Origin of the sequence: Leptospira abararensis, assembly GCF_016918735.1 — a bacterium.
GTDB classification, from domain to species: domain Bacteria; phylum Spirochaetota; class Leptospiria; order Leptospirales; family Leptospiraceae; genus Leptospira_A; species Leptospira_A abararensis.
On sequence record NZ_JAFFPR010000010.1, the window covers coordinates 65,077 to 88,944 of the forward strand.

Annotated in this window: 23 protein-coding genes; 11 read left to right on the forward strand and 12 right to left on the reverse strand. The window is 38.2% G+C overall.

All coding sequences use genetic code 11. The annotated features are described in order from the left end of the window. Positions 1 to 14 precede the first annotated feature (14 nt). The 4 genes from JWG40_RS04020 to gcvT are packed head-to-tail and all read right to left on the reverse strand — an operon-like array spanning position 15 to position 4,853. Positions 15 to 344, reverse strand: a complete 330-nt coding sequence (locus JWG40_RS04020; RefSeq protein ID WP_205284568.1) for a (2Fe-2S) ferredoxin domain-containing protein — start codon at positions 342 to 344, stop codon at positions 15 to 17. Positions 345 to 359: 15 nt separating this feature from the next. Then, entirely contained in the window at positions 360 to 3,272 is a 2,913-nt protein-coding gene (gcvP, locus tag JWG40_RS04025) for an aminomethyl-transferring glycine dehydrogenase (protein ID WP_205284569.1), read from the reverse strand. 16 nt (positions 3,273 to 3,288) lie between these two features. Continuing rightward, positions 3,289 to 3,681, reverse strand: a complete 393-nt coding sequence (gcvH, locus tag JWG40_RS04030) for a glycine cleavage system protein GcvH (protein WP_205284570.1) — start codon at positions 3,679 to 3,681, stop codon at positions 3,289 to 3,291. A 29-nt stretch (positions 3,682 to 3,710) separates the two neighbouring features. Beyond that, positions 3,711 to 4,853 carry a glycine cleavage system aminomethyltransferase GcvT gene (gene gcvT / locus JWG40_RS04035; RefSeq protein WP_205284571.1) on the reverse strand — a complete coding sequence of 381 codons (1,143 nt, stop codon included), beginning with the start codon at positions 4,851 to 4,853 and terminating at the stop codon, positions 3,711 to 3,713. A 47-nt stretch (positions 4,854 to 4,900) separates the two neighbouring features. On the opposite strand from gcvT, the gene JWG40_RS04040 reads away from it, so the two are divergent. Continuing rightward, positions 4,901 to 5,920, forward strand: a complete 1,020-nt coding sequence (locus JWG40_RS04040) for a synaptic vesicle VAT-1 family membrane protein (protein WP_205284572.1) — start codon at positions 4,901 to 4,903, stop codon at positions 5,918 to 5,920. Positions 5,921 to 6,253: 333 nt separating this feature from the next. On the opposite strand, the gene JWG40_RS04045 is transcribed toward JWG40_RS04040, so the two are convergent. Genes JWG40_RS04045 through JWG40_RS04055 form a run of 3 tightly spaced genes read right to left on the reverse strand, consistent with a single transcriptional unit; the run spans position 6,254 to position 8,274 of the window. After that, entirely contained in the window at positions 6,254 to 6,835 is a 582-nt protein-coding gene (locus JWG40_RS04045) for a hypothetical protein (RefSeq protein ID WP_205284573.1), read from the reverse strand. Between the two features lie 60 nt (positions 6,836 to 6,895). Then, positions 6,896 to 8,038, reverse strand: a complete 1,143-nt coding sequence (locus tag JWG40_RS04050) for a suppressor of fused domain protein (RefSeq protein ID WP_205284574.1) — start codon at positions 8,036 to 8,038, stop codon at positions 6,896 to 6,898. After that, positions 8,038 to 8,274, reverse strand: a complete 237-nt coding sequence (locus JWG40_RS04055) for a hypothetical protein (protein ID WP_205284575.1) — start codon at positions 8,272 to 8,274, stop codon at positions 8,038 to 8,040. Before JWG40_RS04055 ends, JWG40_RS04050 begins: the two co-directional genes overlap by 1 nt. A gap of 161 nt (positions 8,275 to 8,435) precedes the next feature. Between JWG40_RS04055 and JWG40_RS04060 the strand changes: the two genes are divergently transcribed. Then, positions 8,436 to 9,041 carry an alpha-ketoglutarate-dependent dioxygenase AlkB family protein gene (locus JWG40_RS04060; protein WP_205284576.1) on the forward strand — a complete coding sequence of 202 codons (606 nt, stop codon included), beginning with the start codon at positions 8,436 to 8,438 and terminating at the stop codon, positions 9,039 to 9,041. Here JWG40_RS04060 and JWG40_RS04065 read toward each other — a convergent pair. Next, positions 9,023 to 9,622: a DUF4269 domain-containing protein gene (locus JWG40_RS04065; protein WP_205284577.1), complete on the reverse strand. Its 600-nt coding sequence runs from the start codon at positions 9,620 to 9,622 to the stop codon at positions 9,023 to 9,025. The two genes, JWG40_RS04060 and JWG40_RS04065, sit on opposite strands and share 19 nt — an antisense overlap. Before the next feature lie 192 nt (positions 9,623 to 9,814). Continuing rightward, on the reverse strand, positions 9,815 to 10,867 hold the full coding sequence (locus tag JWG40_RS04070) for an SDR family oxidoreductase (RefSeq protein WP_205284578.1): 1,053 nt from the start codon (positions 10,865 to 10,867) through the stop codon (positions 9,815 to 9,817). 255 nt (positions 10,868 to 11,122) lie between these two features. Between JWG40_RS04070 and JWG40_RS04075 the strand changes: the two genes are divergently transcribed. Beyond that, on the forward strand, positions 11,123 to 12,154 hold the full coding sequence (locus JWG40_RS04075) for an MBL fold metallo-hydrolase (RefSeq protein WP_205284579.1): 1,032 nt from the start codon (positions 11,123 to 11,125) through the stop codon (positions 12,152 to 12,154). A gap of 142 nt (positions 12,155 to 12,296) precedes the next feature. Next, positions 12,297 to 13,172, forward strand: coding sequence for a type 1 glutamine amidotransferase domain-containing protein (locus JWG40_RS04080; protein ID WP_205284580.1), 876 nt, complete (start codon positions 12,297 to 12,299; stop codon positions 13,170 to 13,172). Here JWG40_RS04080 and JWG40_RS04085 read toward each other — a convergent pair. After that, positions 13,138 to 13,707 carry a Crp/Fnr family transcriptional regulator gene (locus JWG40_RS04085; protein ID WP_205284581.1) on the reverse strand — a complete coding sequence of 190 codons (570 nt, stop codon included), beginning with the start codon at positions 13,705 to 13,707 and terminating at the stop codon, positions 13,138 to 13,140. The genes JWG40_RS04080 and JWG40_RS04085 overlap by 35 nt on opposite strands. 151 nt (positions 13,708 to 13,858) lie before the next feature. Between JWG40_RS04085 and trxA the strand changes: the two genes are divergently transcribed. From trxA to JWG40_RS04120, 7 genes are all read left to right on the forward strand, one after another. After that, on the forward strand, positions 13,859 to 14,173 hold the full coding sequence (gene trxA / locus JWG40_RS04090; RefSeq protein WP_205284582.1) for a thioredoxin: 315 nt from the start codon (positions 13,859 to 13,861) through the stop codon (positions 14,171 to 14,173). Positions 14,174 to 14,241: 68 nt separating this feature from the next. Next, positions 14,242 to 15,534: a discoidin domain-containing protein gene (locus JWG40_RS04095; RefSeq protein WP_205284583.1), complete on the forward strand. Its 1,293-nt coding sequence runs from the start codon at positions 14,242 to 14,244 to the stop codon at positions 15,532 to 15,534. Between the two features lie 5 nt (positions 15,535 to 15,539). After that, positions 15,540 to 16,871, forward strand: a complete 1,332-nt coding sequence (locus tag JWG40_RS04100; protein WP_205284584.1) for a V-type ATP synthase subunit I domain-containing protein — start codon at positions 15,540 to 15,542, stop codon at positions 16,869 to 16,871. Then, positions 16,861 to 17,712 (forward strand): VanW family protein, encoded by an 852-nt coding sequence (locus JWG40_RS04105; RefSeq protein WP_205284585.1) that lies wholly within the window; start codon positions 16,861 to 16,863, stop codon positions 17,710 to 17,712. Before JWG40_RS04100 ends, JWG40_RS04105 begins: the two co-directional genes overlap by 11 nt. 115 nt (positions 17,713 to 17,827) lie before the next feature. Continuing rightward, the gene (locus JWG40_RS04110) at positions 17,828 to 18,106 is read left to right on the forward strand and encodes a FitA-like ribbon-helix-helix domain-containing protein (RefSeq protein WP_205284586.1); all 279 of its coding nucleotides are present in this window, start codon (positions 17,828 to 17,830) and stop codon (positions 18,104 to 18,106) included. Further along, positions 18,090 to 18,488, forward strand: a complete 399-nt coding sequence (locus JWG40_RS04115; RefSeq protein WP_205284587.1) for a type II toxin-antitoxin system VapC family toxin — start codon at positions 18,090 to 18,092, stop codon at positions 18,486 to 18,488. The genes JWG40_RS04110 and JWG40_RS04115 overlap by 17 nt, the downstream gene beginning before the upstream one ends. A gap of 67 nt (positions 18,489 to 18,555) precedes the next feature. After that, positions 18,556 to 19,233 carry a M15 family metallopeptidase gene (locus JWG40_RS04120; RefSeq protein ID WP_205284588.1) on the forward strand — a complete coding sequence of 226 codons (678 nt, stop codon included), beginning with the start codon at positions 18,556 to 18,558 and terminating at the stop codon, positions 19,231 to 19,233. Between the two features lie 35 nt (positions 19,234 to 19,268). On the opposite strand, the gene JWG40_RS04125 is transcribed toward JWG40_RS04120, so the two are convergent. Then, positions 19,269 to 22,334, reverse strand: a complete 3,066-nt coding sequence (locus JWG40_RS04125) for a restriction endonuclease (RefSeq protein WP_205284589.1) — start codon at positions 22,332 to 22,334, stop codon at positions 19,269 to 19,271. Positions 22,335 to 22,336: 2 nt separating this feature from the next. Beyond that, positions 22,337 to 23,806 (reverse strand): DNA methyltransferase, encoded by a 1,470-nt coding sequence (locus JWG40_RS04130; protein WP_205284597.1) that lies wholly within the window; start codon positions 23,804 to 23,806, stop codon positions 22,337 to 22,339. Positions 23,807 to 23,868: the final 62 nt, after the last annotated feature.

Genomic DNA, 23,868 nt, shown 5'->3' on the forward strand with positions numbered 1-23,868 from the left:
TGGAAAATTTCTAACTATTTTGCGATATCATTGTCAGTAACGATTAGGTGTTTGTATTTCTCTGGTTGGTTTGTTTTTAGATAAAATTCCAAAATGGTGTCCACATCGGCTTCTGTTTTCATGGCAAACCACTTGCCTTCGGGGTAGGACACTTGGATGGGACCCAGTTCACAACGGTCGAGACAACCAGACTTTTGAACTCGAAATTTATATTCGATTCCAGCTTTGGCTGCTTTTAGTTTCAGGAGTTTTAAAAGTTCAATAGAACCTTGGTTCCCGCAAGACACCCGTTCGCCGGGTGCCCTTTGATTTTCGCAAACAAAAATATGTTTTTCGTAAAACATATACTTTGGGTTTTCCTAAACGGCGTAGTCTTCCATGGGGATACAAGAACAAACAAGATTCCTGTCACCATAGACGTTGTCTACACGACCCACACTCGGCCAAAATTTACGAGTCCGTAACCATGGGAGTGGGTAGGCCGCACGTTCTCTTGGATAGGGATGTTTCCAAGAATCACTAATGACCATGTCTGCAGTGTGAGGAGAATTTTTTAAAGGATTGTCTTCTTTCGAAAGAACTCCTGATTCGATGTCTTTGATTTCACCGGCAATGGCTAACATAGAGTCAATGAACCTATCTAGTTCTTCTTTTGACTCTGATTCTGTTGGTTCCACCATAAGAGTTCCCGGAACAGGAAAGGACATAGTCGGTGAGTGGAATCCGTAGTCGATCAATCGTTTGGCGATGTCTTCTACTTCAACACCACTTCCTTTTTTGAATCCACGCATATCTAAAATACATTCGTGAGCCACAAGCCCTTTGTTTCCGCGATACAATACGGGAAAAGATGACTCTAATTTTTTAGCAATATAGTTTGCATTGAGAATCGCCACCTTGGTTGCAAATTGTAAACCTTCAAAACCAAGCATGGCAATGTAGGCCCAAGAGATGACTATGATGGAAGCAGATCCCCAAGGGGCAGCAGAGACCGCCCACTGGCTGTTATTCGATCCATTCTCCACAAGGCTATGCCCGGGAAGAAAAGGTGCTAGGTGTTCTGCCACTCCAATCGGGCCAACACCTGGTCCACCTCCACCATGAGGGATACAAAAAGTTTTATGCAAGTTTAAATGACAAACATCGGCACCTATATCACCAGGTCTTGTGAGCCCTACTTGGGCATTCATATTGGCTCCATCCATATACACCTGACCACCGTTATCGTGAATGGTTTGGCAAATTTCTTTGATGGAGGCTTCAAATACACCATGAGTCGATGGATAAGTCACCATAAGGGCACCTAAACTAGCTTTGTATTCGATTGCTTTTTTCTTAAGATCGGCTACATCAATATTTCCATTGGCATCACAATTTACCGGCACCACTTTGAATCCAGCCATCACTGCAGATGCGGGGTTGGTTCCATGTGCAGAGATAGGAATGAGACAGATGTCTCGATGCATATCATTACGACTTTGGTGGAAATTTCGAATGGCAAGTAAACCTGCATATTCTCCTTGCGAACCAGCGTTAGGTTGGAGAGAAACTTCCGCAAAACCAGTGATTTCACAAAGCCATTTTTCTAATTGGCTAAAAAGTGTTCTGTATCCTTCTGTTTGGTTTTCAGGAACAAAGGGATGGATATTGGCAAGTTCTGGCCAAGTGACAGGATACATCTCAGTCGATGCATTCAGTTTCATAGTACAAGACCCAAGCGCAATCATAGAAGTGGTGAGAGATAAATCTTTCGCTTCGAGTCTACGGATGTAACGCAACATTTCTGTTTCTGTATGGAAACTATTGAAAACAGGATGAGTTAAGTATTCAGACTTTCTTTCCATAAGTTCTGGAATTTTCCATTCTTCTTTTGCGGTAAGATCCTCTAATTGAAAATGAAGAGCTTTGTTTTCATTAAAAATTTCGAGTAGGTCTTTGATATCTTTTAGATTGGTAGTTTCATCTAAAGAGATGCTGATCACATGACCTGAAACTTGTCTGATATTGATTTCTCTTTCTTCTGCATAGTGGATGATCTCCGCAGAGGAGATTTTTGATAATTCGATACGAATGGTATCAAAATAAGGGTTCGAAATGATTTTGTATCCGAGTTTTTCGAGTCCAGTGGCAAGGATGGTTGTCATTCGGTGGACTCGGGAAGCAATTTGTTTTAAACCTTTAGGCCCATGGTAGACTGCATACATAGAAGATAAAACAGCAAGTAGCACTTGCGCGGTGCAAATGTTAGACGTTGCTTTGTCGCGACGGATATGTTGTTCTCGTGTTTGCAAACTTAGGCGGTAACCAGGTTTTCCTTGTGAATCTTTGGAAACTCCAATGAGTCGACCTGGCATGTTTCGTTTGTATTCTTCTTTGGTGGCGTAGTATCCGGCATGAGGTCCACCAAATCCGAGTGGCAATCCAAAACGTTGTGTACTTCCTACAACTACGTCCGCATTCATTTCACCCGGTGCTTTTAAAATGGTTAGTGCTAAAAGATCTGCTGCGACTACAGTTTTGGCACCCACCTTGTGCAAACTTTCTATAAATTCACTATAGTCATAAATGGTTCCATCAGTGGATGGGTATTGGACAATTGCTCCAAAAAAATCATTGGAAGGAACCATCTTCTTAAATGATCCCACAACAATATTGATCCCGAGAGGGATGGCACGTGTGCGAATGACATCTAAGGTTTGAGGATGCACCGATTGTGAAACAAAAAATGATTTTCCTTGTGAATCCTCTTTTAATGAGAAGAGCATATTCATCGCTTCGGCAGCAGCGGTTCCTTCATCCAGTAGGGAAGCATTCGCAATTTCCATTCCCGTAAGATCCGTAATCATGGTTTGGAAGTTGATGAGTGCTTCCATACGGCCTTGTGCAATTTCTGCTTGGTAAGGAGTGTAAGCAGTATACCAACCTGGGTTTTCTAAAATATTCCTTTGGATCACGGCAGGTGTGATACAAGAGTTATAACCAAGACCTAAGTAGGATCTGTAGATTTTATTTTTAGAAACAATTTTCTTCAGTTCTCTTTGTAAAGCATACTCACCAATCGGATTCGGAAGACTAAGTTCCTTTCGCAAACGAATGTTTTCGGGAACCGCATCACTGATTAGGTCATCCAATTCCTTATAGCCAATCGTTGTTAGCATTGCTGTCACTGTTTCATCAGTCACTCCAACATGACGGCGGAGAAAAGTATCACTTGGTTCCAATGTTTCTTCGTAAGGGGAATGGAGAGGTGATGTAGGTTTTACAGAACTCACTTTAGAAAAACTCCTATTAATCCAGTTTGGATACGTATTCTTTATATTGTGCGCTTGAGAGAAGGCTTCCGAGTTCAGAAGTTTGGATGTTTTTTAATTTTACCATCCAGGTATCAAAAGGTTCTGCATTCACGGCTGCTGGATTAGAACCAAGTATTGGGTTTGTTTCCACCACTTCGCCAGAAATAGGAGAGTATAAATCTTCTGCCGCTTTTACTGATTCAATCGTTCCTAAACTATCTTTGGATTTGATTTGTTTTCCAGGTTTTGGTAAATCGATAAAAACAATGTCACCAAGGGCGTTTTGAGCAAAGTCAGTGATTCCCACAAGAGCCACATCACCCTCTACTTTTACCCATTCATGTTTTTCAGTATAATAATAACCGTCTCTTGCTTGTGTATCTGCCATGGTTTTTCCTCTTCTGCTATGCTCTCGGTTTAACGATTGTTTCGGACGCTGCCTTGGATGAAGGCTCCAGTCTCTACTTTAGCCAATTTCTTTTGTCCACGAATCTCCACAAATACTTCCGTTTGGTTTTTAGTGAATTCGGTTTCGAGAATGGCAAGGCCTAGGGATTCTTTGCGACTGGGGGAGTGGGTCCCTGAGGTGGATTTGCCAATTTCTTTACCATCGCTCGAAAAAATCGGGAAATTTTCTCGCAAAACCCCAGGTTCCATCAGGCGAATTCCCACAATTTTGCGTTTCGGACTATTCTTTTTGTCAGCGATGATGCGGTCATATCCCAAGTAAGGAGTCGGTTTTTCTTTCACGATAAAGTTGATTCCCGATTCTACAGGCGTCCATTCCGCATTCAGTTCATGGCCATAGAGTGGATATTTGGCTTCGAGTCTAAGTGTGTCACGAGCTCCAAGACCAACAGGCGCCAGACCAAAGTCTTTTCCCATTTCTAATAAATCTTTCCAAAGAGTAACACCAAGTGTGTTGGATGTATAAATTTCAAATCCATCTTCTCCCGTATAACCAGTGCGAGATACGATGATAGTCTCTCCTCTCCAATTCATTTCTTCAAAATGATAATAAAGGATCGAACTTAAATCTTTACCGAGGTATTTAGAAAAAATTTGATCGGCATTGGGGCCTTGTAATGCAATTTGATGCCAGTTTTTACTATCATCAACGACTGTTACCTTCCCTTTGTTGTATTTTTCTAAATGTTTTGTGACTGCCGGATAATTGGAAGCATTAGAACAAATCATATACTTAGTATCGCTAAATTTATAAACAGTGATGTCGTCAACAAGGCCACCATCTTCATTCACCACTGCATTGTACTGCACTTGTCCTGCTTTCATACTTGCGATGGTATTACATGTGACTGATTCTAAAAAAGTAAGAAGTTCATCTTCTTTTCCCGTCACAAAAATTTCGCCCATATGCGAAACATCAAAGAGTCCCGCAGCAGATCTAGTGGTCAAATGTTCTTGAATGATACCAGTATATTGAACAGGCATATCCCATCCGCCGAAGGGAACCATCTTGGCTCCCATTTCTTTATGAATTGTATGTAAGGGGGTTTGTTTTAGTTCCACGGCTTTCTCTCGATTTGACTCTGGAACCATTGAAAAATGGTTTCATGGTTATGGAATTGAATTTTTTCTAAGATATTATGTTAAGAGAAGTCTATCGCATCGAAAAAACTGGATCCATTGATAACCTTCATCGGAAATCCGAACCTTTAAGACCACCCGATGGAGATGAAGTTACGATTGAAGTGAAAGCCATAGGCCTTAACTTCGCAGATGTATTTTCGATTTATGGTTTGTACTCAGCAACTCCGAAGGGAAGTTTCATTCCAGGTTTGGAATTTGCGGGAAAAATTGTAAAAATAGGCCCAAATGTTAAGGATTTTGAGGTCGGAGACTCAGTGTTTGGCGTGACACGCTTCGGTGCCTACACAACTCATCTTAACATTTCAGAAAAAACAGTATTTGCCCTTCCTAAGGGTTGGTCGATGCAAAATGGTGCGGCTTTTATTGTACAAGCACTCACTGCATACTATGCTCTCGTTCCACTCGGACAAGTGAAAGAAGGTGATCATGTTCTCATTCATAGTGCTGCCGGTGGTGTGGGTATCATGGCAGGTCACATCGCGAAGAAAAAAAAAGCAATCACTATCGGACTTGTAGGTGATTCCGTTAAGTTTTCGATCTTAAAAGAGGTTGGTTATGATTATTTTCTCACAAGGTCTCCTTATTTTAAACAAGAGATGCAGAAAATTTTATCAGAACATCCGTTAAAAATAGTTTTAGAATGTTTAGGTGGTCGTTATTTTCACGACAGTTATGATCTCATGGCACCCATGGGAAGGTTAATTACCTATGGTAGTGCGAACTTCACACCATCACATTCATTCCGAAATTGGCTTTCGATTGCATATTCTTACCTCTCAAGACCAAAAATTGATCCTTTATCGATGATTTCAGACAATAAATCGGTGATGGGATTCAATTTAATATGGTTGTGGAATGAAATTGATGAACTTCGAAAACATTTTTCTGATTTAATGATGTTATCATTACCAAAACAAACCATTGGACATGAGTTTGCGTTCGAAAAGATACACGATGCACTCCATACATTTCAATCGGGACAAACAATTGGTAAGATCGTTATCAATGTTCCGTAGAATGAGTATTAGTCTGTTTTTTTATTTTGAATAAAAATTCATGCAAAAAATAAAATTTCTTTACATTAAAATTGATCTGATTTAATTATGTCGTATCAATTCACTCTCTGTTTGCCAAGGACAGCCGTGTTTTGAAATCAAAAGATAAGGACGATCACAATGGTTGCTAAAAAGAAAGCCGCAAAAAAGAAAGCCGCTAAGAAAAAAGCTGCAAAGAAAAAATCTAAGAAATAACTTAGATTCGATTCTTCCTTCGAAACTATCGAAGTAAGATTGTGTGAACCCGCAAAACCTGCGGGTTTTTTCTTTTATAGGGGTAAGTACAGAGAAAAATTAGGCAATTGCCCTTGTAAAACCCCTTCGACTCATTAAAAACCCCGATTTTTTATCAGAATTGGTTCTTTCTAAGCCAATAAATTGGAAATGATCCTTCTTATTTATGGAATCAAAGAGTGATTTCATCAGTGATTCAATGTTAGGATGGATCACATTTTTATAACTCTTACGTGAATGATCCTTACTCCAGATTTCTAGATGGTCTGACTCAGGCATTTTGAGAATGAGAGAGGGAAGATCGTATCGTTTCATCAGTACATTGCATACATCTTCGAAACCATACTCAGTGATGGAGTTAAAATCAAAAAAAACAAGTAAGTAGAGGATATTGGTAGGTTCTAACCTTCCATTTTCATCGGAAATTTTCTGAACCCCATCCAAAACAACATAACGTAGATTTTTAGTTTGGATCCAAAGTTTTTGATCCTCATGGCGTTTGAGGTTCACTTCTTCCGAAAACCGTTTTTGAAATACGGTAGAGAGAAAAAAACCCGAAGAATCTTGTCTTTCTTCGAGAATTCGTTCTAAGGAAAAGGGTTCAAACTCTAAATTGAAGTACTTTGTATACGTCTCTGCCATATCATATAGAGTAACGGTCAGATTTTAGAGTTTGAATCGGATTTTTTTTGAAATTAGAATCTAGAATTCCAACATTCTTCGTTCGCTATCGTGAAAGAAACTATATCCTTCCTTCTTCCAGGTCTCCCAAAACTTAAATGATCCTTCTCGCATAAAACAAATTCTTTCTTCGGTTGCGATCGGAGTTAAGAAGAGAAAATTAGCGCGTTTCCCGTTCTCTGTGATGAGTCCATGAAGTTTCGGTAGAGATTCTGTAGAACCCTGCTCTATTTCCTCTGTGACGTTACGTAGAACGAACCAATTGAAGTCTAGATAGAGTTGGTCGGGATCTTTTCTTGGATTTTGAATTGTATGAGAATGTCCAAACCAAATTCCTGTGTTCCAAGGGAACTTTACCATCTCACCAAGTACATGTTGGATCCATGTTTCTGATTTATCTTCTGTATCTTTCATAAGTTGGATGGCAAAAACAAGTTCGAGGCGAGAAAAGTTTTCGTAATCTTTATGATAGAGCTCAATGGATGGTTGGTTTTGAACACTCATCCCAATAGTTGAAAAGATTTTGATTCCAGGAAATTCTTTTGGTAAAAAGGATGCGATTCCAAGCGAAGGATACTTTCCACCATCGGCAGACCAATATTTTTCATGTTTACCAAGTTTGGATTCTAAAAAATCCAATCGAAGTTTTTGAGCTTTTTTCCAATGGTCTTTTTCCGCAACCGACTCCCAAAACTTACGATTGGTTCTTACGCGTTCAGCAATTACACCATTCTCAGGATCACCCAGCGGGGATGCTGTTGGTGCTTCTTCTTTTGCAAATTTTGCGTATCCGTGAACTTCTTTGATCCCAGACCATGAGGGCAAATAAGCTTGTAACTCTTCATCTACAAATAAAGCTACAGCATCACCTTCTTCTGACCAAATAAAATGAATTTGGTCTTCTGTAAGTGTTCTTTGTGCTTTTGGATCTGTAATTTCGGATTTGGTGAGGACCGGTGCCAGGCCAAGGTCAAAATCTTCCTCCACTCGTGAATCAGGTGCATCAATTAAGTTACGCACCCAAAGTGTTTTCATGGGCCATTCAGGGTTGTTATGTGATTGTAAGTATAAATAAATGGTTCTTCCATCATCTTCTAAAAATGCAGTAAAAGAACCGTAAGGATTTGCTTCTTGGTAAAAAACTTTAGGAGTAATGGGATTCATTAAAATTTATGGGGAACAACTCTCTCTTGGAATTTTGCAAGTAGTTTCGCTATGGTTTCATCCATTCCGGCTTCAAAATAAATATCAGGATAATAACCAGAGGCATTGCGAAGACCGATAAGTTCCGGTTCATTCCATTTCCTGTATCCTTTCAGTGAGGTCCAAACTTCCTCCGAAGGGGTAAGGTTTTCCTTTTTTGCGTCGATGAAAGATTGAATCGTGCGAGTTGGGGTCATACTATCGTATAGATTCTTTGGTCTGGAAGGGAATCCAACTAAAATTTTTGACTATCGACTTAAAAACCAGTTCAGATTTTCATTGGATTTTTTTCTCCAGACGGTCAAATCTACTAGTGAATTATTTTTTTTAGGCGATCCAATCACACATTCCAAAATCCATGTTTCTATTCCCAAGATCCGAATCGGAAAACTTATTACCTTATGATGGGTTATTGTTGTATATTCCCCATTTTCTCCAATTAGAAGAATCCCATCGGATCTTTGCTTCCTTAATGGAAGAGATCAAATGGAAACCTGATGAAGCCGTCCTTTATGGAAAACACATCACCACCAAACGAAGTGTGGCTTGGTATGCAGAGAAAGGTTTTTCCTATCGGTATTCGGGAACAACCAAAACCGCTCTGCCTTGGTCACCTCTCCTTTTAGATTTAAAAACAAAAGTAGAAATAGCCTCTAAAGAAGTTTTCAATTCTTGTTTGTTGAATTTATACCATGATGGTAGTGAAGGGATGGCTTGGCATAGTGATGATGAAACTTCCTTGCGTCTTAATTCTACGATTGCTTCTGTGAGTTTTGGTGCAGAACGAATCTTTCGTTACAAACATAAAAAAACTGGAGAGCAGGTGGAGTTACAGTTAGAACACGGAAGTTTACTTTTAATGAAAGATGTAATCCAAAGGCATTGGTTGCATTCTCTTCCGAAAGCGATGAAGGTCAAAAGACCGAGGATCAACTTAACCTTTCGTCAATTCGGATTGATTTGATATCCTCTTTGAAGTAGTAATTCCCGAAACTGATCGTCCGTTTTTTGATTCCATTGGACCAGTGTTTTATAAGGATCTCCTTCTAAATCCAATACTTTACAAAAAGCAGGTTCTGTTTTGATCCCTTGTTTTTTTAGATTTCGAATTTCCTCACGGAACGTTGGATCGGCAAAAGTTAAGAACCGATTTTCTACCATCATATGGATCCAACCATATTGTTCCGTGGGTTCCACTGATTGGCCAAAGATTTCGTATTTAAATCTCTTTGTTTCAAATCGACAAACTAGAGTTATTCGAATGGAAATTGGTTTTTCTGAAAAACTATAGTTTGGTAAATTACGAAATTTGGCGTAACAAATTTTTTGTAAATGGGCAGGGATGTTAAATTTGACAAGGATATCTACATCACTTGTGTCTGTATCAATATTTAAGGGGATAGTGCCCGCAAGTGTGGGTTTGAAACCATGTAAGCATTTTAGAATTTTCCATTCTTCTAAATCACGAAACAATTCCTGTTGTTTGGCTGTTCCGAACTGTAGGTAGTCAGTGCCGAGGAACGGATTGGTTTGAAGGGAGTGCATATTATGTCTCGTTCGCTCGATCTCGGCCCCCACCCTGAATGGGTGGTGGAGGCGGGCTTGTGGGGTGAAATCCCCGGCCCAACTCCTACCATAAAACATAAGACATGTCTCTTGGAAATCGAATCTCTTAAAAAATTCTAAAGAAAACTTCGCAGTTGTAACAAAATCCGCAATTCATTCCCCCGAATACAATTATAACAATCCCGAACTTTCCATTTGGTTCACATGATCCACAAAAGTATCTTTTAACGGGCGATAGGTTAAGTTCAAATCGGTTTTGCTAAACTCATGATTATAATTTAATGGTTGGCCAATGTTATTTTTTGTATAACCCCAAGACAATCCAAAGAAAGGTCCAATCACATACACAAGTGCCTTAGGAAGATTGCCAGTCGGAACCGAATAACGGTTACCAAAATTTTCTTTAATAATCTTTGCAACACCTAACATCGGCATGACTTCTGCAGAAGTGATATGCCTTCCTTTTGCACTTGGTGTAAACCCAGCTAATATATGTGCTTTGGCAACATCCCTCACATCAACAAAGCCCATTTTTGTATCGGGAACACCGGTGCGAAATACTCCCTTCAACATATTTTTCATAAACTCAACGCTTGTTCCATCAAGTCGTTTGGAAAGAGAAGGACCCATCACAAAGGAAGGATTGATCACAACTAAATCCCAACTTGTTTGCTTACTTTGGATCTCCCAAGCTTCTTTTTCAGCTAAAGTTTTTGAGTAAGCATAAGGTTGGTGTTTTAAGTTACTTGTAGTATTCCAATGTTCCTCAGTAAAGGTAAAGTTTGGAACTTTTAAGGAATCGATATTATCACTGTGAATGGCAGCAACACTGGATGTTAACACAACACGTTTCACAGAAGGAATACGATTGCAAGTTTGTAGAACATTTCTTGTTCCTTGTAACGCCGGATCAATCAGTTGTTTCTGCGCATCTTTAATTCCTGCAACAAAAAAAGGAGATGCGGTATGAATCACAAGTTCCACACCTTCGATCGCTTTGTCAAAACTTCCTTCGGTTAATAGATCAGCTTCGAGTAACGTAAGTTTGTCTTTGTATTGATTCTGTAACTCCAATAGATGTGATATCTTTTTGGTGTCTTTGAGACTCCGAACAGTGGTTCGCACTGATTTTCCATCATCTAATAAGTATTTGACGATCCAAGAAGCAATGTATCCCGATCCTCCTGTAACAACAATTGGCAATTCTGAATTAATAGATTTCATATTGAATCTTAGACTAAGTTCGGTTTCTGGATCTGTAAAAAACCAAAGGGAACAAAAAACCTCTCTGTTTTCTTTTCCTGGGCGAGACCCTTTGGGTCCGGGCTTTTCCGGAGTCCGCGTTCGCTCCCGTCTCCGATTGCCGCTTACGCGCCATCGGAGACCAAGTCCTGCAAATCCCTCTCGCATTAGTGATCATATGTTGATAAAAATAGAAAGGGTTGCCATTTGGAATTATTTCTGTAAATTTTGTTCGTTATGCCAAACAAAATGACTCTTCCCAAGAATCCAAAACCTATCTTTTTTTTCCTATCTCTGTCACTGATTCTTCTTTGTTCTCATTGTGCCTTTCTTCCTTCTGGATCCTTAAGCCATTACGATTCTTATTTTCTACATGAAAGTAATACAAACCCCATTCCCAAAGGAAAAATTCGGGCTACCTTTCTCGGAACCACATCCATCCTGTTAGATGATGGAGAAACTCAAATTTTAACAGATGGTTTTTTTTCTAGGCCATCCTTCTGGAAAACTGCTTTTTCCAAAATAGAATCAAATCCATCTACGGTTCAATCTGTAATCGAAAAAGCTAAAATCGAAAGACTAAGAGCTATTTTTGTCTGTCATTCCCATTATGATCATGTAATGGATGCACCACTCGTTGCCAAACAAACTCATGCGAAGTTATTTGGTTCTTCTTCCACTCTCAACGTAGGAATTGGTGCTGGACTCTCCCAAAATCAAATGGAGAAATTCCAACCAGGGAAACCCATCCCAATCGGAAAATTTACCATCACAGTTTTAGAATCCAAACACACACCTCCCTTTCGGATTTTTGGAAAAACAAACGCCACCGATCCGAACCATCCTAATATAGATTTTCCTTTGAGACAACCTGTCAAAGCCTTGGAATACATAGAAGGTGGGACTTTTGATTTTTTCATCCAACATGGAAAAAATAAAATTTTAATCAAAAGTAGTACAAACTTTGTAGAAGGTGCATTGGAAAAAGTAAAAGTAGATGTTTTGTTTTTGGGAATTGCACAACTTTCCTTACAACCCATTCCATTCCAAGAAAAGTTCTACGAACAAACCATACAAATGACAAAACCAAAACTTTTAATTCCTATCCATTGGGATAATTTTTTCAAACCACTTTCCGTTCCTTTGGAACCAAACTTAAAACTAGGTGATGATTTTGAATCTAATATGAAATATATTTTGAAACGAACCCAAGAAGAAAAATTGGAAGTTCAGTTATTACAAGGATTCGAAACTATTGATTTGTTTTAATATTGGGAGTTGATTTGATTGTACCGTTTGTATTTTTTTAACTTAGGTTAAAATTTATACAACCATTCGGCACCTCTATTAAAGAAGTTCCCTACAAGCCTTGGTCGGGAACAAATTTTCAATAGAAGTGAGTATCTTTCTTATGTCGAATTTTACCTGGAACCAAAAAATATCTTTGATCCATCGTTCTCAGTGGCGTTGGAGTCTTGTCTCGCAAGTGATTATAATCCTTGGGTTGGTGTTTTTAGAATCACCTATCTTTGCCAAATCTATTCCAAAAGTTTTGATTGTAATGAGTTCTGCCGATACGCTTTTGTTAGATGGAAGTCACCGACACCCAACTGGTGTCTTTGTCAACGAACTCTATCATCCCGTACTTGCCTTAGAACAATCTGGTTTTGACTTAGTGTTCGCCACTCCCGAAGCAAAAAAGGCCACTTTGGATCCAGAAAGCCTAAAAGAAAAATATTGGAATTCTAACGAAGAAAAAGAGGAAGCCATTCGTTTTTTAAATTCTTTGCCTTCGTTTCAAAAACCAATTTCATTGGAGTCTGCATTAAAAGAACAAAAGAATTTTATTTCTATTTTAGTACCTGGAGGTCAAGCGTTAATGACCGATTTATTGTATGATAAAAATCTTCCGTTGTTACTCTCTTCTTTTCAAAACCAAGGAAAAACGATTGGTCTAATCTGCCATGCCCCAGCCTTGTTAACCACACTTCCTTCTGGTCCTTTGGGTGAAGGATTTTTATTTCAAGGGTATCGGGTAAACTCAGTAACAAAAATAGAAGAGTGGTTTATTGAAACTTTTGTGATGAAGGGAAGTCCTAAAGTCCGAAAAATTTCGGACTTATTAAAAGAACGTGGAATGATCTATGAATCTTCATTTTTTCCTGCCAGTGGTTATGCCACTCGGGATAGAAATTTAGTCACCTCACAAAATCCATTTTCAGGAAAAGAGTTCACCAAACTTTATTTAGATGCTATTTCTGATTATTTAAAAAAGTCCTCTTTTTGATTCTACTGAGGGCAACATTGGTAATCCCCAAATAGGCCGCTTGGTCTATTTGGGAAATCCTTTCTAAAACGGAATGGTATTCTAAAATGAACTTTTTATAACGTTTTTCAGGCTCTAAGAGTAAAAAATCGGCAACTCGTTCTTCTTTTTTCAAGTACAAGGTAGAAAGGAATTGGATGAGAAATTCTTTGTATCGGTTTTCTGAATCTAATTTTGATTTGAATTCGGATGCAGATAAAACAAACACTTCACTTGGTTCTAAAGCTAATATGGAATAGGTGCTTGGTTGTTCATTGACTATACTTGGCAAACTTCCAAGAAGTCCACCTTCAAAGATAAATGATTTGATCCATTCCTTTTTTCCTTGTTTGTATACGAGTTTAAATCCTCCAAATTCCACCAAACCAACGCTAAATAATGGTATTCCTTGTTTGGCAAAAATTTCTTTTTTCCTTAGTTTGATTTTTTTCCCATGTTTGATAAATAATTCACGAATATTAAAGGAGGGTGCTGTGTTTTCTTTCTGTAATTTCATCAAAGACTCACCCAAACTTTTAAATTTTTTAAAAAACTGTCTATCGAATACAAATACGATTCAGCTAAAAAACCTATAAAATTTATCTTAAATTCGATTTTTCTATTATACCCTGGCGGGTATATGAGTCTAATCTCTAGGAGAATTGGATATGTTAGAAAATTTGCCAAAAAGTTTTGAGGAACTAGTCCAAACACATGACAAACCGATCCTTGTGGATTTTTGGGCTCCTTGGTGTGGCCCTTGTCAAATGGTGGCACCGGAACTGGAAAAACTTGCCAAAGACTGGAAAGGTAAGGTTTCCATAATTAAAATCAATACAGATGAAAAACAGGAAATCGCAGGAAAGTATGGTATCACGGGAATCCCTACAATGATTCTTTTTAAAAATGGAAAAGAAGCTCATCGTATTTCCGGTGCTATGCGAAGTGAGGAACTTAAAAAAGTATTTGGTGGGATGATTTAATCCTGATTTTTTTACTTGTCTAAGTCGGAAGAGTTTTGGATTCTTTGTATCTGCTTGAGGTAAAACCTTTGAAAAAAATAATCCTAACTCTTTTGGCTTTCCTTGTCCTATTTTGTAAAAATAGTTCGGTAGAAAATTCTATCGTGATCGAACGAATCCAAGCGGCTTCCTCCGCAGACGGCACAAGCCCAATCAATGTATTCAAAGCAGGCAAACACTGGAAACCAGAATCCAGCTTAGATGGGATTACCATTTTTTTCTCTAATGGTGCCAAATGGAACCAAGCAGGTAAAACAGACGGCCGCGCATTCTTTACTGAAATTTCTATCGGATGTCAAGAAAAAAAAGGATATGTCGCTTTTTATAAAGATGGAAGTTATGCGACAAATTTCGACTGCACAAAAGAAACTCCACAAAAAATAAGATCTAACGGAGTTCATGTAGTTTATTTGCTACCAGATTCAGGGAATGGAATCAAAACAGTTTCGTTTTTTCAAAATGGCAAAAAATTAGATGTCTTATACCCAGAACCTATTTTGGGCGAAGTTACTGCGAGTAGCACACTTCCCAATTACCCCGCATATAGTTTGTTTGATGGCAGTATTGATTTTGCATGGGTGGAAGGTGATAAATCTGATGGAATTGGTGAGTCTTTCCAAATTGAATTAGAAGACGAAGTTGATTTGTCGGGTATAGAAATTTTTAACGGTTATCAAAGGTTAGATGCACTTTTTCATAAAAATGGTTCGGTAACTGAGTTACTTGTATCCAATGCATCCGATTCTTTTCCTATCAAAATCGCTGACAAACAAGGGGGACAAAGAATATTTTTTCCAAAAAAACTTTCAGGAAAAAAGTTTACATTCACCATACAAAAAGTTCGACCTGGTAAGACATGGAAAGACACAGTGATCGCTGAAATTATCTTACTTGGTGAAAAAGGAAAACGTTTCACAGTTGTCGACAAAAATGCAGATGAGTTCAAACAATCGATCCTTTCCAAAACTAAAAATACCATTCTCTCTAACCTGGTCAATAAAGCAGTGTTCGGTGATGTTTCAGAAGGTAGGTTGGATTATGTATTTCGATCCAACGGTTCCTTTGTCATTTGGAAAGATGATGTATCAGAAAAACGTGTATTAGATGGAAATTGGGTTTTGTTAGAAGCGTCTCCAACAGAAGCCAAAATTAAAATTTTTGGTCGGGATCACAAAGTGGTCACACAAAGTTTAGATTCGAATAGCCCTTATGCGGAAACAACGAATGCAGAATCGACTCTTATTTTTGGTGACACACTGACTGTTAAAAAATCTGTCAATGGATTGCAGATGATTGGTAAAAAAGTCCAAATCTCCAACTGATCCTTTTGTTTGGTAAGGATATCTATTGGTATGGTGTCCAAGCAATTTCCCTATTAGAAACGGGGAAATTGCATTCACCAGATCCTTCTCCTGTATTTCATATCGTTGCGTTTCTGTTTCAAATTTTGGGAACCAGCGATGAGTCTTTATTTTTATTTCAAATACTAACAGTAATTTGGTTACTCGTATCATTATTTTTCGCAAGAAAATTGGTCTTTCATCATTGGGAGAAGACAAATACAAATGCGAAATCTGGAAGTGAGTCTAACAAAAACCATTCGGTAAGAAAAAAAATTATCACTCTTTGGATTCCAAGTGTGATGATTTTTGTTCTGAGTTTTCTTTATCCCAAACAGAGTTGGGCCTTAGGTTTTCTCCTTCTCGCAATCGGTTTTTATTTTTCAAACCAGATTCGTTGGAAATGGATTTATGTAGGAATATGTTTTCTTTGTGCAGCCTGGTTTCATTCGATGGTGGGATTTTTGGGACTCGGAATTTGGATTTTCTACCAAGTTCCAAAAAAGTTTTATCCATTTCTTTTTCTATCGGTTCTCCTCATTCCATTGGTCCTACCTGCTAATATTGGGGGACGATTTCATTTTGATACCGAAGCATTTCCTTTATCTGTTGCCTTGGGGATTGCGGGAGTGGGAATTTTATGGGATTGGTTTTTTTTAGTGTTTGGAAAGAATGTTCCGCAATCTTTCCAACAGGTCAGAAGCACCATTGCCTTTCTGGGATTGTTACTCGTAGTACCGCTCTTTCATTTTGCAGATATCCAATACCGCATACTATTGTCGATCCTCCTTATCAAAGAGATTTTTACCAATACAAATTGGAAACAAAGCATAGTCACTGGTGTGAGTATCCTTTTATGGTCTTACACTTTGTACCAACATCCTAATTTATTTCGACATCCCTATGAACAAATGTGGAACCCTGGGGAAGGAGCCGCTGAGATACCTAACAATGGTTTGCTTGTAGCCCACCACGGATTTTGTGAATTTTACCATTTTCAATTTCGAAAAGATTGTTTATCATGGGAGCCAGATGAAAAAGCTCTATCGGAACTTCCTTCAAACACAAAAATTTACAGGTTAGTTTATGGAATCCGATTTGAAAATTTGCGGGCAAGTAAAATGGATCCAAATACTCCCATTTTTTCGTATCTAGAACCATTAGGGGAATACCAATTAGTTTTAGAAGAGGATTGGAAACGTTATCGGTTGTGGTTGGAAAAACGAAATTCAAAACTCCTGCCAATCGCCAAATCTTGGAAAAATCCTTACCGCGAACGCCCCCATTTTATAAAGAGAAAACAAACCTATGGGATTTAGTTTCAAAAAAAAATCCATTCCTGGAATGCATCGAAAGGTACAACGCGGAAACCTTCGGTTGTTTTTTGGTAAACTTTATTTTCAATGGAAACGTTACTTGGTTTGGTTTTTTGACAGAAAATCATTTGCCACCACAAAACTATCATCGGAAGAGTTGATCCATCACTATCCCATTTCTATTTTCAAACATTCATCACCCATCTATCGTAAATTAAAAGATGTGCCTATGTATCTCCAAGAGAACAAAAAGGTAAATTTAGAAATCGCCATCTCTAAGTTAGATGGTATTATTTTATATCCAAACCAAGTGTTTTCGTTTTGGTATCTTGTTGGAAAACCTACTAAATCCAAAGGGTATTTGCCTGGAATGCAATTGAAGAATGGAAGTTTTATCGAACGTACAGGCGGTGGACTTTGTCAAATGGCCAATCTCATCTATTGGATGACTCTCCACAGTCCCCTGGAAGTGAAAGAAAGGTGGAGGCATAGTTTTGATATCTTTCCCGATTCGGAACGAACCCTTCCTTTTGGATCGGGTGCCACTTTGTCCTACAATTATATTGACTTACAGATTAAAAATACAACCAAACAACCGTTTGTATTGCATCTGTGGATTGAAGATGGATTACTCAAAGGGGAATGGCGCTCTGATCTAGAAACTCCTTTTATTTACCAAGTTTATGAGTCTTATCATGGATTTCATGCCGAACCTTGGGGTGGATACACCAGAAGGAATGCCATTCGCAGAAAAAAAATCTTAAAGACCACAAAGGAAATTTTGGAAGACCAATTAGTCACTGAGAACGTTGCTTGGATGATGTACGAACCACTCCTTGAGTAATTTAATTGAAGATGAGTTCACGTTATTAGTTCGGTATGCGTAGTGTTTTAAAAAATTTCATGAAAAATGATTGCAAACTCATGAAATAATACTATAATTAAATAAGGGTTCGACAATGGCAAATTTGCAAGTCAGAGATATTGACAGTAGACTTTATGAATCTTTAAAGAGAAGAGCTGAACTAGAGCATCGTTCAGTAAGCCAAGAAGTTGTTATGATTATTGAAAATCATTTAAAAAGAGATAATTTAGAAACTGAATTACAAACTTTAGAATTCCTTAAACTCGCAAATTCCTGGCATGATGACAAAAATGCTAAAGAAATAATTTCTGAAATTAAATCTGCAAGATCTAAAAAAAATCGATCAAGGATAACTGATGAGTTATTTGATTGATACGGACATTATTATCTATAATCTAAAAGGAAACGAACACGTTCAAAAAAATCTGATCGATAAAAAAAATATCTCAAAATCTATTTCTGTAATCACCTATGGTGAACTAATATTTGGTGCTAAGAAATCTAAAAGCCGAGAAAAAAATCTAGCAACTGTTTATAGAATTGGCGAACTATTTCCTGTTATTGAATTGACTAAAGGAATTGTAGAAACTTTCGGAGAAGTAAAGACAACATTGCAGAAAAAAGGAAAAACAATCGATGATTTCGATTTACTTATCGGATCAACTGCTCTATTTTTAAATTATACACTAGTAACTAACAATGAAAAACATTTCTCTATGATTCCAGACTTAAGAATCGAAAACTGGAGTAAATAAGTCACTTTACAAATCAAAAAACACTACTCATAACAGTATTTCTAATATCTCTTTTTCAACACTAACTATGAAACAATTTACCATCGCTATTTTATTCGCAATTCCCTTTATCACTTTGATCTCACAAAATAAGGAACACAATCTCATAGTTTTGAATCACTACGCTTATCAAGAATCCGTAAAAAAAAATCCCAGCAAAGAACTCATCAACTTAGAAAAGAAAATTCCGAACATTGTCTTGGATATCAAATATGCCACTCCGAACAATTTTACCAAACAAGTGATCTATAAGGAAGCCAAAGCATTTGCACGAAAGCCGGTGGTAGACGCTTTGGATGCGGCACAAAAAGATTTCTTAATACTCGGATATTCGATCAAAGTTTTTGATGCTTATAGGCCTTATTCTGCCACTGTCAAATTTTTTGAAATCATTGGAGATACAAGGTATGTGGCATCACCAAAAACGGGATCTAGGCATAACAAAGGTTGTGCGATTGATTTAACTTTGGTGGATCTAAAGACGAAAAAAGAACTTCCTATGCCGACAGAATATGATTCCTTTCGAAAAGAAGCTTGGGCTTTGGCACAGGTAAGCGACCCGGAAATTCTAAAAAATCGAACGATATTAATTCAAGTGCTGACGAACCATGGATTTCGAGTCAACAAAACGGAATGGTGGCATTTTGATTTTTTGGGTTGCGCTGGCTTTGAAGTCTTGGACATTCCTTTTGAAGAGTTGGAGTAGGGGAAAGATTCGATACTCCAATCTATCTTTACCCATTAATGATTCGGCTGTTCGGATTCATGCGCATTTAAGTTGATAAAAGGATTCTCATGTTTTCCAGTACCTATCACTACATTATATTCTAATTTTGGAATTTTTTCTGGTGGGACACCTTCTGCTAACATACGTGTCTCATAGGTATCAATGATACATCGGAAATGTTTTTTTGCAGATTCGATTTTTTGTTTTTCTTCCTCAGACCTAATATCACTAAAATCTTTGTATCCTTTGGTTTCTTTAATGTAATAGAGAAACTTTTCAGTACCTCCAGTTTCTTCTTTTACAACAATTGCCCAATCTGGGTTATATTCCCCAACTGGCGTTGGAACAATAAATTTGCGTGGAAGCTTAGTAAAAACCTGAACTATGCTTGAATCTTCTTGTTCTCTAGCGAATCTTTTTTCGGTATCGCTATCGGTCTCCATCTTATCATATAAACCGTGTTTTTTGGTTTCGATCGTGTCAGAAATTACTTCTTTAAATTCTTTAAATATTGGATCAGAGGTATTCCATTGTTCCCAGTAAGTATTGATTAGAGGAATATATTCTAATCCATTTTTAATTCCAATCTCTCGTATGACTTCTCTTATGTGCTGAGCAGATCGTTCGAGATAGTTTTGGGGGTTTTTCACAAACTCGCCAAGTGATCCTGAATCTTTTAAGATTTTTTTTAAAGTTTCTCTGGTTAAATCCGTTTCTTTTTGTAAGTATTCAAGAGGGTCAGGAAGGGGGAAGGGACTTGTTACTTCTCTTGATTCTTTGTTACGAATTTCTGTAGCGGAAACTCCACCGTAAGCAATTGTGCCTTGCGCAATGGAAGTGATCACTTTCATTGGTTCACATTGGATCTCACGAATGCGTTTCACCGATTCAGTGATAATAGAATGGGAATCAAATTGAAATCTATATATAGTTTTTTGTTTGATGATATCCCAGAGTTTCCAAAATTCTGGATGGTTCCAGAGGAGATCATTTTTTTTGATTTTGTCCGGATTTCTTTTGATTTGAACGAAAGTTTGGATATTTAATCCTCTTAGCCATTCCAGAATGGTATCTTCTCGTCCGACAAAGTCACCTTCTAAAATAAATTCCGATGGATTGAGAAAGGCATTCTCCATCAGATTTGTAAATGCACCATCAGCGTTTAGGTAACGCAATTTTTTTAAGACTTCAAAAAGTTCATCTGCTTTTTTTCGTTTCTCTTCAGGGCTTGTGGTATTGGAACTAAATTCGGAGATAAGATCCATAAACTGGTGAGAATTTACCTTGCCAAATTCAATCCCCGATTCTTCTTTGTATTCTTTTTGTAATCCGTTCACAAAGTCCATATAACTTTCATTAACGATGACAGTGAGTTGGTTTATAGTTTCATTTTGAATTCGATTCCCTTTGATATCTACAGGAAGTCTCATTCCTCGACCAATCTGTTGTCGTTTGGTAAATTCGGAGCGTGTTTCTAATAACGTGCAGATTTGAAAAACGTTGGGATTATCCCAACCTTCTCTTAGGGCCGAATGTGAAAAAATAAAACGAAGAGGTTCTTTGGGATCAAGTAACCTTTCTTTGTCTCTCATGATAAGGTTATAGGTATCATCGTCTTTGGCACTGTCACCCTTAGTGTCTTTCCATTCGATAATCTCATTATTTCCTTTTTTCTTTTTGTCGCCTGAAAAATAACCATTATGAACAAGTTGTACGGATGGGGCGTTTAATTCACTAAACTCAGGTTTTTGGATTAACTCTGAATAGGCAGCCTCAAATACCTTTCCAAATTTACCAAGACCTGTGGTTCCATCAGCATTGTATTCTCTATAATTGGAAACTCGATCGAGAAAAAATAAAGTTAATACTTTGGCCTGGATTCCCATTCTTAAAAGTTGCATTTCTTTTTCTAGATGGGCTTTGATTGTTTCTTTGATCCTTTCGTCTTGTACCACCGGAGCAATGGAACCAATTTCTTTTCCCAGTAGAAGTGCGGTACCGTTAGTGAATCGTAAAAATTCATTTCCTGGTTCAATACTAATGGTATCTACAACATAGCCGTTGTAATGCGAATTTTCCGTTTTAAGAGTAAGGTCATCTTTTTGTTTGAGTTTGATTTTCTTTTTGGAAATTTTTCCTTTGGATTGGACATTTACTGTGACTGTAGCTGTAAACCCAGCACCAGGTTTTCCTTCTGTAGATTCCAGTTTAATATAGGGAGCGTTTTCTGTTCCTGTGACTTCTAAGGATCGGATTTGAATTCGTTTGACCAGTTTTTTTTGGAAGGCTTCCACAGGTCCCAAACGAAAGATGGGGTTGTAACGATTTCTCGGAGTGGCCGAGTAACGAAGTTGAAATAGGGGATTTAGTTCAGCAATGGCGTTCTGGGCGGTTTCTGTATTGTCTACGGATTGGGGTTCGTCAATGATGAGGATTGGTTTTGCCGACCGAATGAAATCAATGGGTCTTTGTCCATTCAACTCATCCATTTCTTTGTGGATGATATTTGAATCTCTGTTAAAGGCTTGGATGTTCATCACAAGGATTTGTAATTGATTGGTGGTGGCAAAGTTACGGAGTGCACTTGGCGCCGAACCTTGGTAAAGCGAATAAGTGCTTCCTTTCACAAGGGGAATTCCAAACTTCCCTCGGAAATGATCTGTCGTCATTTCTAAGGTTTTTAAAACTCCTTCTTTGATAGCGATGGAGGGAACAATGATGATGAACTTTGACCAACCATAGATTTTATGGAGGGATAAAATTGTGTTTAGATACACATAGGTTTTTCCCGTTCCCGTTTCCATCTCAATGGTAAACCGTAACCCACTTCGTTCAAATTCTTCCTTTGTGGTGGCTTCGAGATAAAACTTGTCCTGCACCTTTCTTAAGTTTTCATACAAAACAGATTCTTCCAAAAGTAGTGCGTTTCCAAATCCAAGTTCGGTTTGAAACAGAGATCCTTTTTCTCCAGAGAGGGAAAAGGAAAATCCGCTGGGATTTTTTTCCATACCTTCAAACAAAGATAAGGTGGCATTTGTGACCGTATCTTGGAATTCGAGACTTTCAAAATGGATTTTCACGATTATACTACCTGAAAACTAACGTCTTTCATTTGTTTGAATCCTGCATGTACGTTGGCCTTAAGGACATCGTTTCCAGAAAAACCCACTTCCCTAGCAATCACAAGCGATGGGTTTCGCCGCATAATTTCATTAAAAACTTCTGCATTATGTTCTTTTCCTAACACATAGTAGGCGGTTTCTTCGGCGATGTAGACTGTTTTTCCCGCAATAGTCTCCATTTTGATATTAGGATTTGCAAGGGCTTCTGAAATTCCCGATTTTAATAAAACCTCATAGAGAATGGCTTCTTCCGTATTAGATAATGGATTGGCAGAGAGGAGAACTGGTTGGTTTGCATCGAGTGCGGCCTCCACGGCTTCCTTGGTTTTTTCAATATTGCCATTCCAAACGGGGAAGTTTGACGGTGCCAATGTAAACACCCGAAAGCCTAAATCTTGAGGTTTTCGCGGTGGTTCGTTATCTCCTCTATTATCAGTTAGTTGGTCATTTTCCGACTCAAATCCCAAGGAAGGCGACTCTTCTTTTTTTGCCTGGAATGCTTGTATTTTTGCGGTTTTTTTTCCACCTGTCGTCCCTGTTGCACCAGCTTCTTCTTTCAACTTCGCGATCACACGACGAATGCGTTCTTTCCCGATTTCAGCAATTGTGGAAAATCCTGCCTTGGAGGCTTCTGATTCCTCCCAAGTCCCATCGGCTTTTTTTGTCCTAGTGGGTTCGGGTAACTGTACACAAATGAATTTGCGATTGCCCCCATCTTCAGCATTTAACGCCAGTACGGCGTGGGCGGTGGTGGCGGAACCAGAGAAGAAGTCTAGGATGATGTCGTTGGGATCAGTAACAGCTTGGTAGATAAATTCTTTAATCAAAGAAGTAGGTTTTGGAAAATCAAATGCCTTGACTTCAAATAAATCTGAGACTTCCCTTGTCCCCGTTGTAGTCAGTCCAACTTTTTCTGAATTAAGCCAACTAGAGAATCCTGTTAGCTCACTTTTCAAATCATTGAGGAATTTTTTTTCCCTAGGTCTTCCATCTGGTGATTTTGGGAAAAGGATTCGTTTCTCTTCGATCATTTTTTCGACAACGGGTTTTGATTTTGACCAGCCACGATTTGGGTTTGGTGGATAACTTATACCAGTAATTGGATCAACTATTGGATAATGTAGATTAGGTCTTTGCTGTGCAGTTGCTAATCCGCTTAAATTTGTACTTGCCCAAGGCCCTCTTGGATCATTGTCCGGATTTGTATATTTTGATTTATCAATCTGTTCTCCTTTAAAAGAGAATAGGGATAGTTTTGTGTAACTAAGAATATATTCATGATCTGAGGATAGATTGTTCTGATTTCGATTGTCTGCATTGGATCTACGCTTCCATTGAAACAATGCCACAAAATTCTCTTCTCCAAAGATCTCATCGCATACTTTGCGTAAGTGGGCGACTTCCCCATCATCAATGGTAGGTTCAAGAATCTAGCGCACAAGCGCCCGTATTTCATTTTCAGGTGTATTCCAATTCAAAGTTTTTCTAGGTC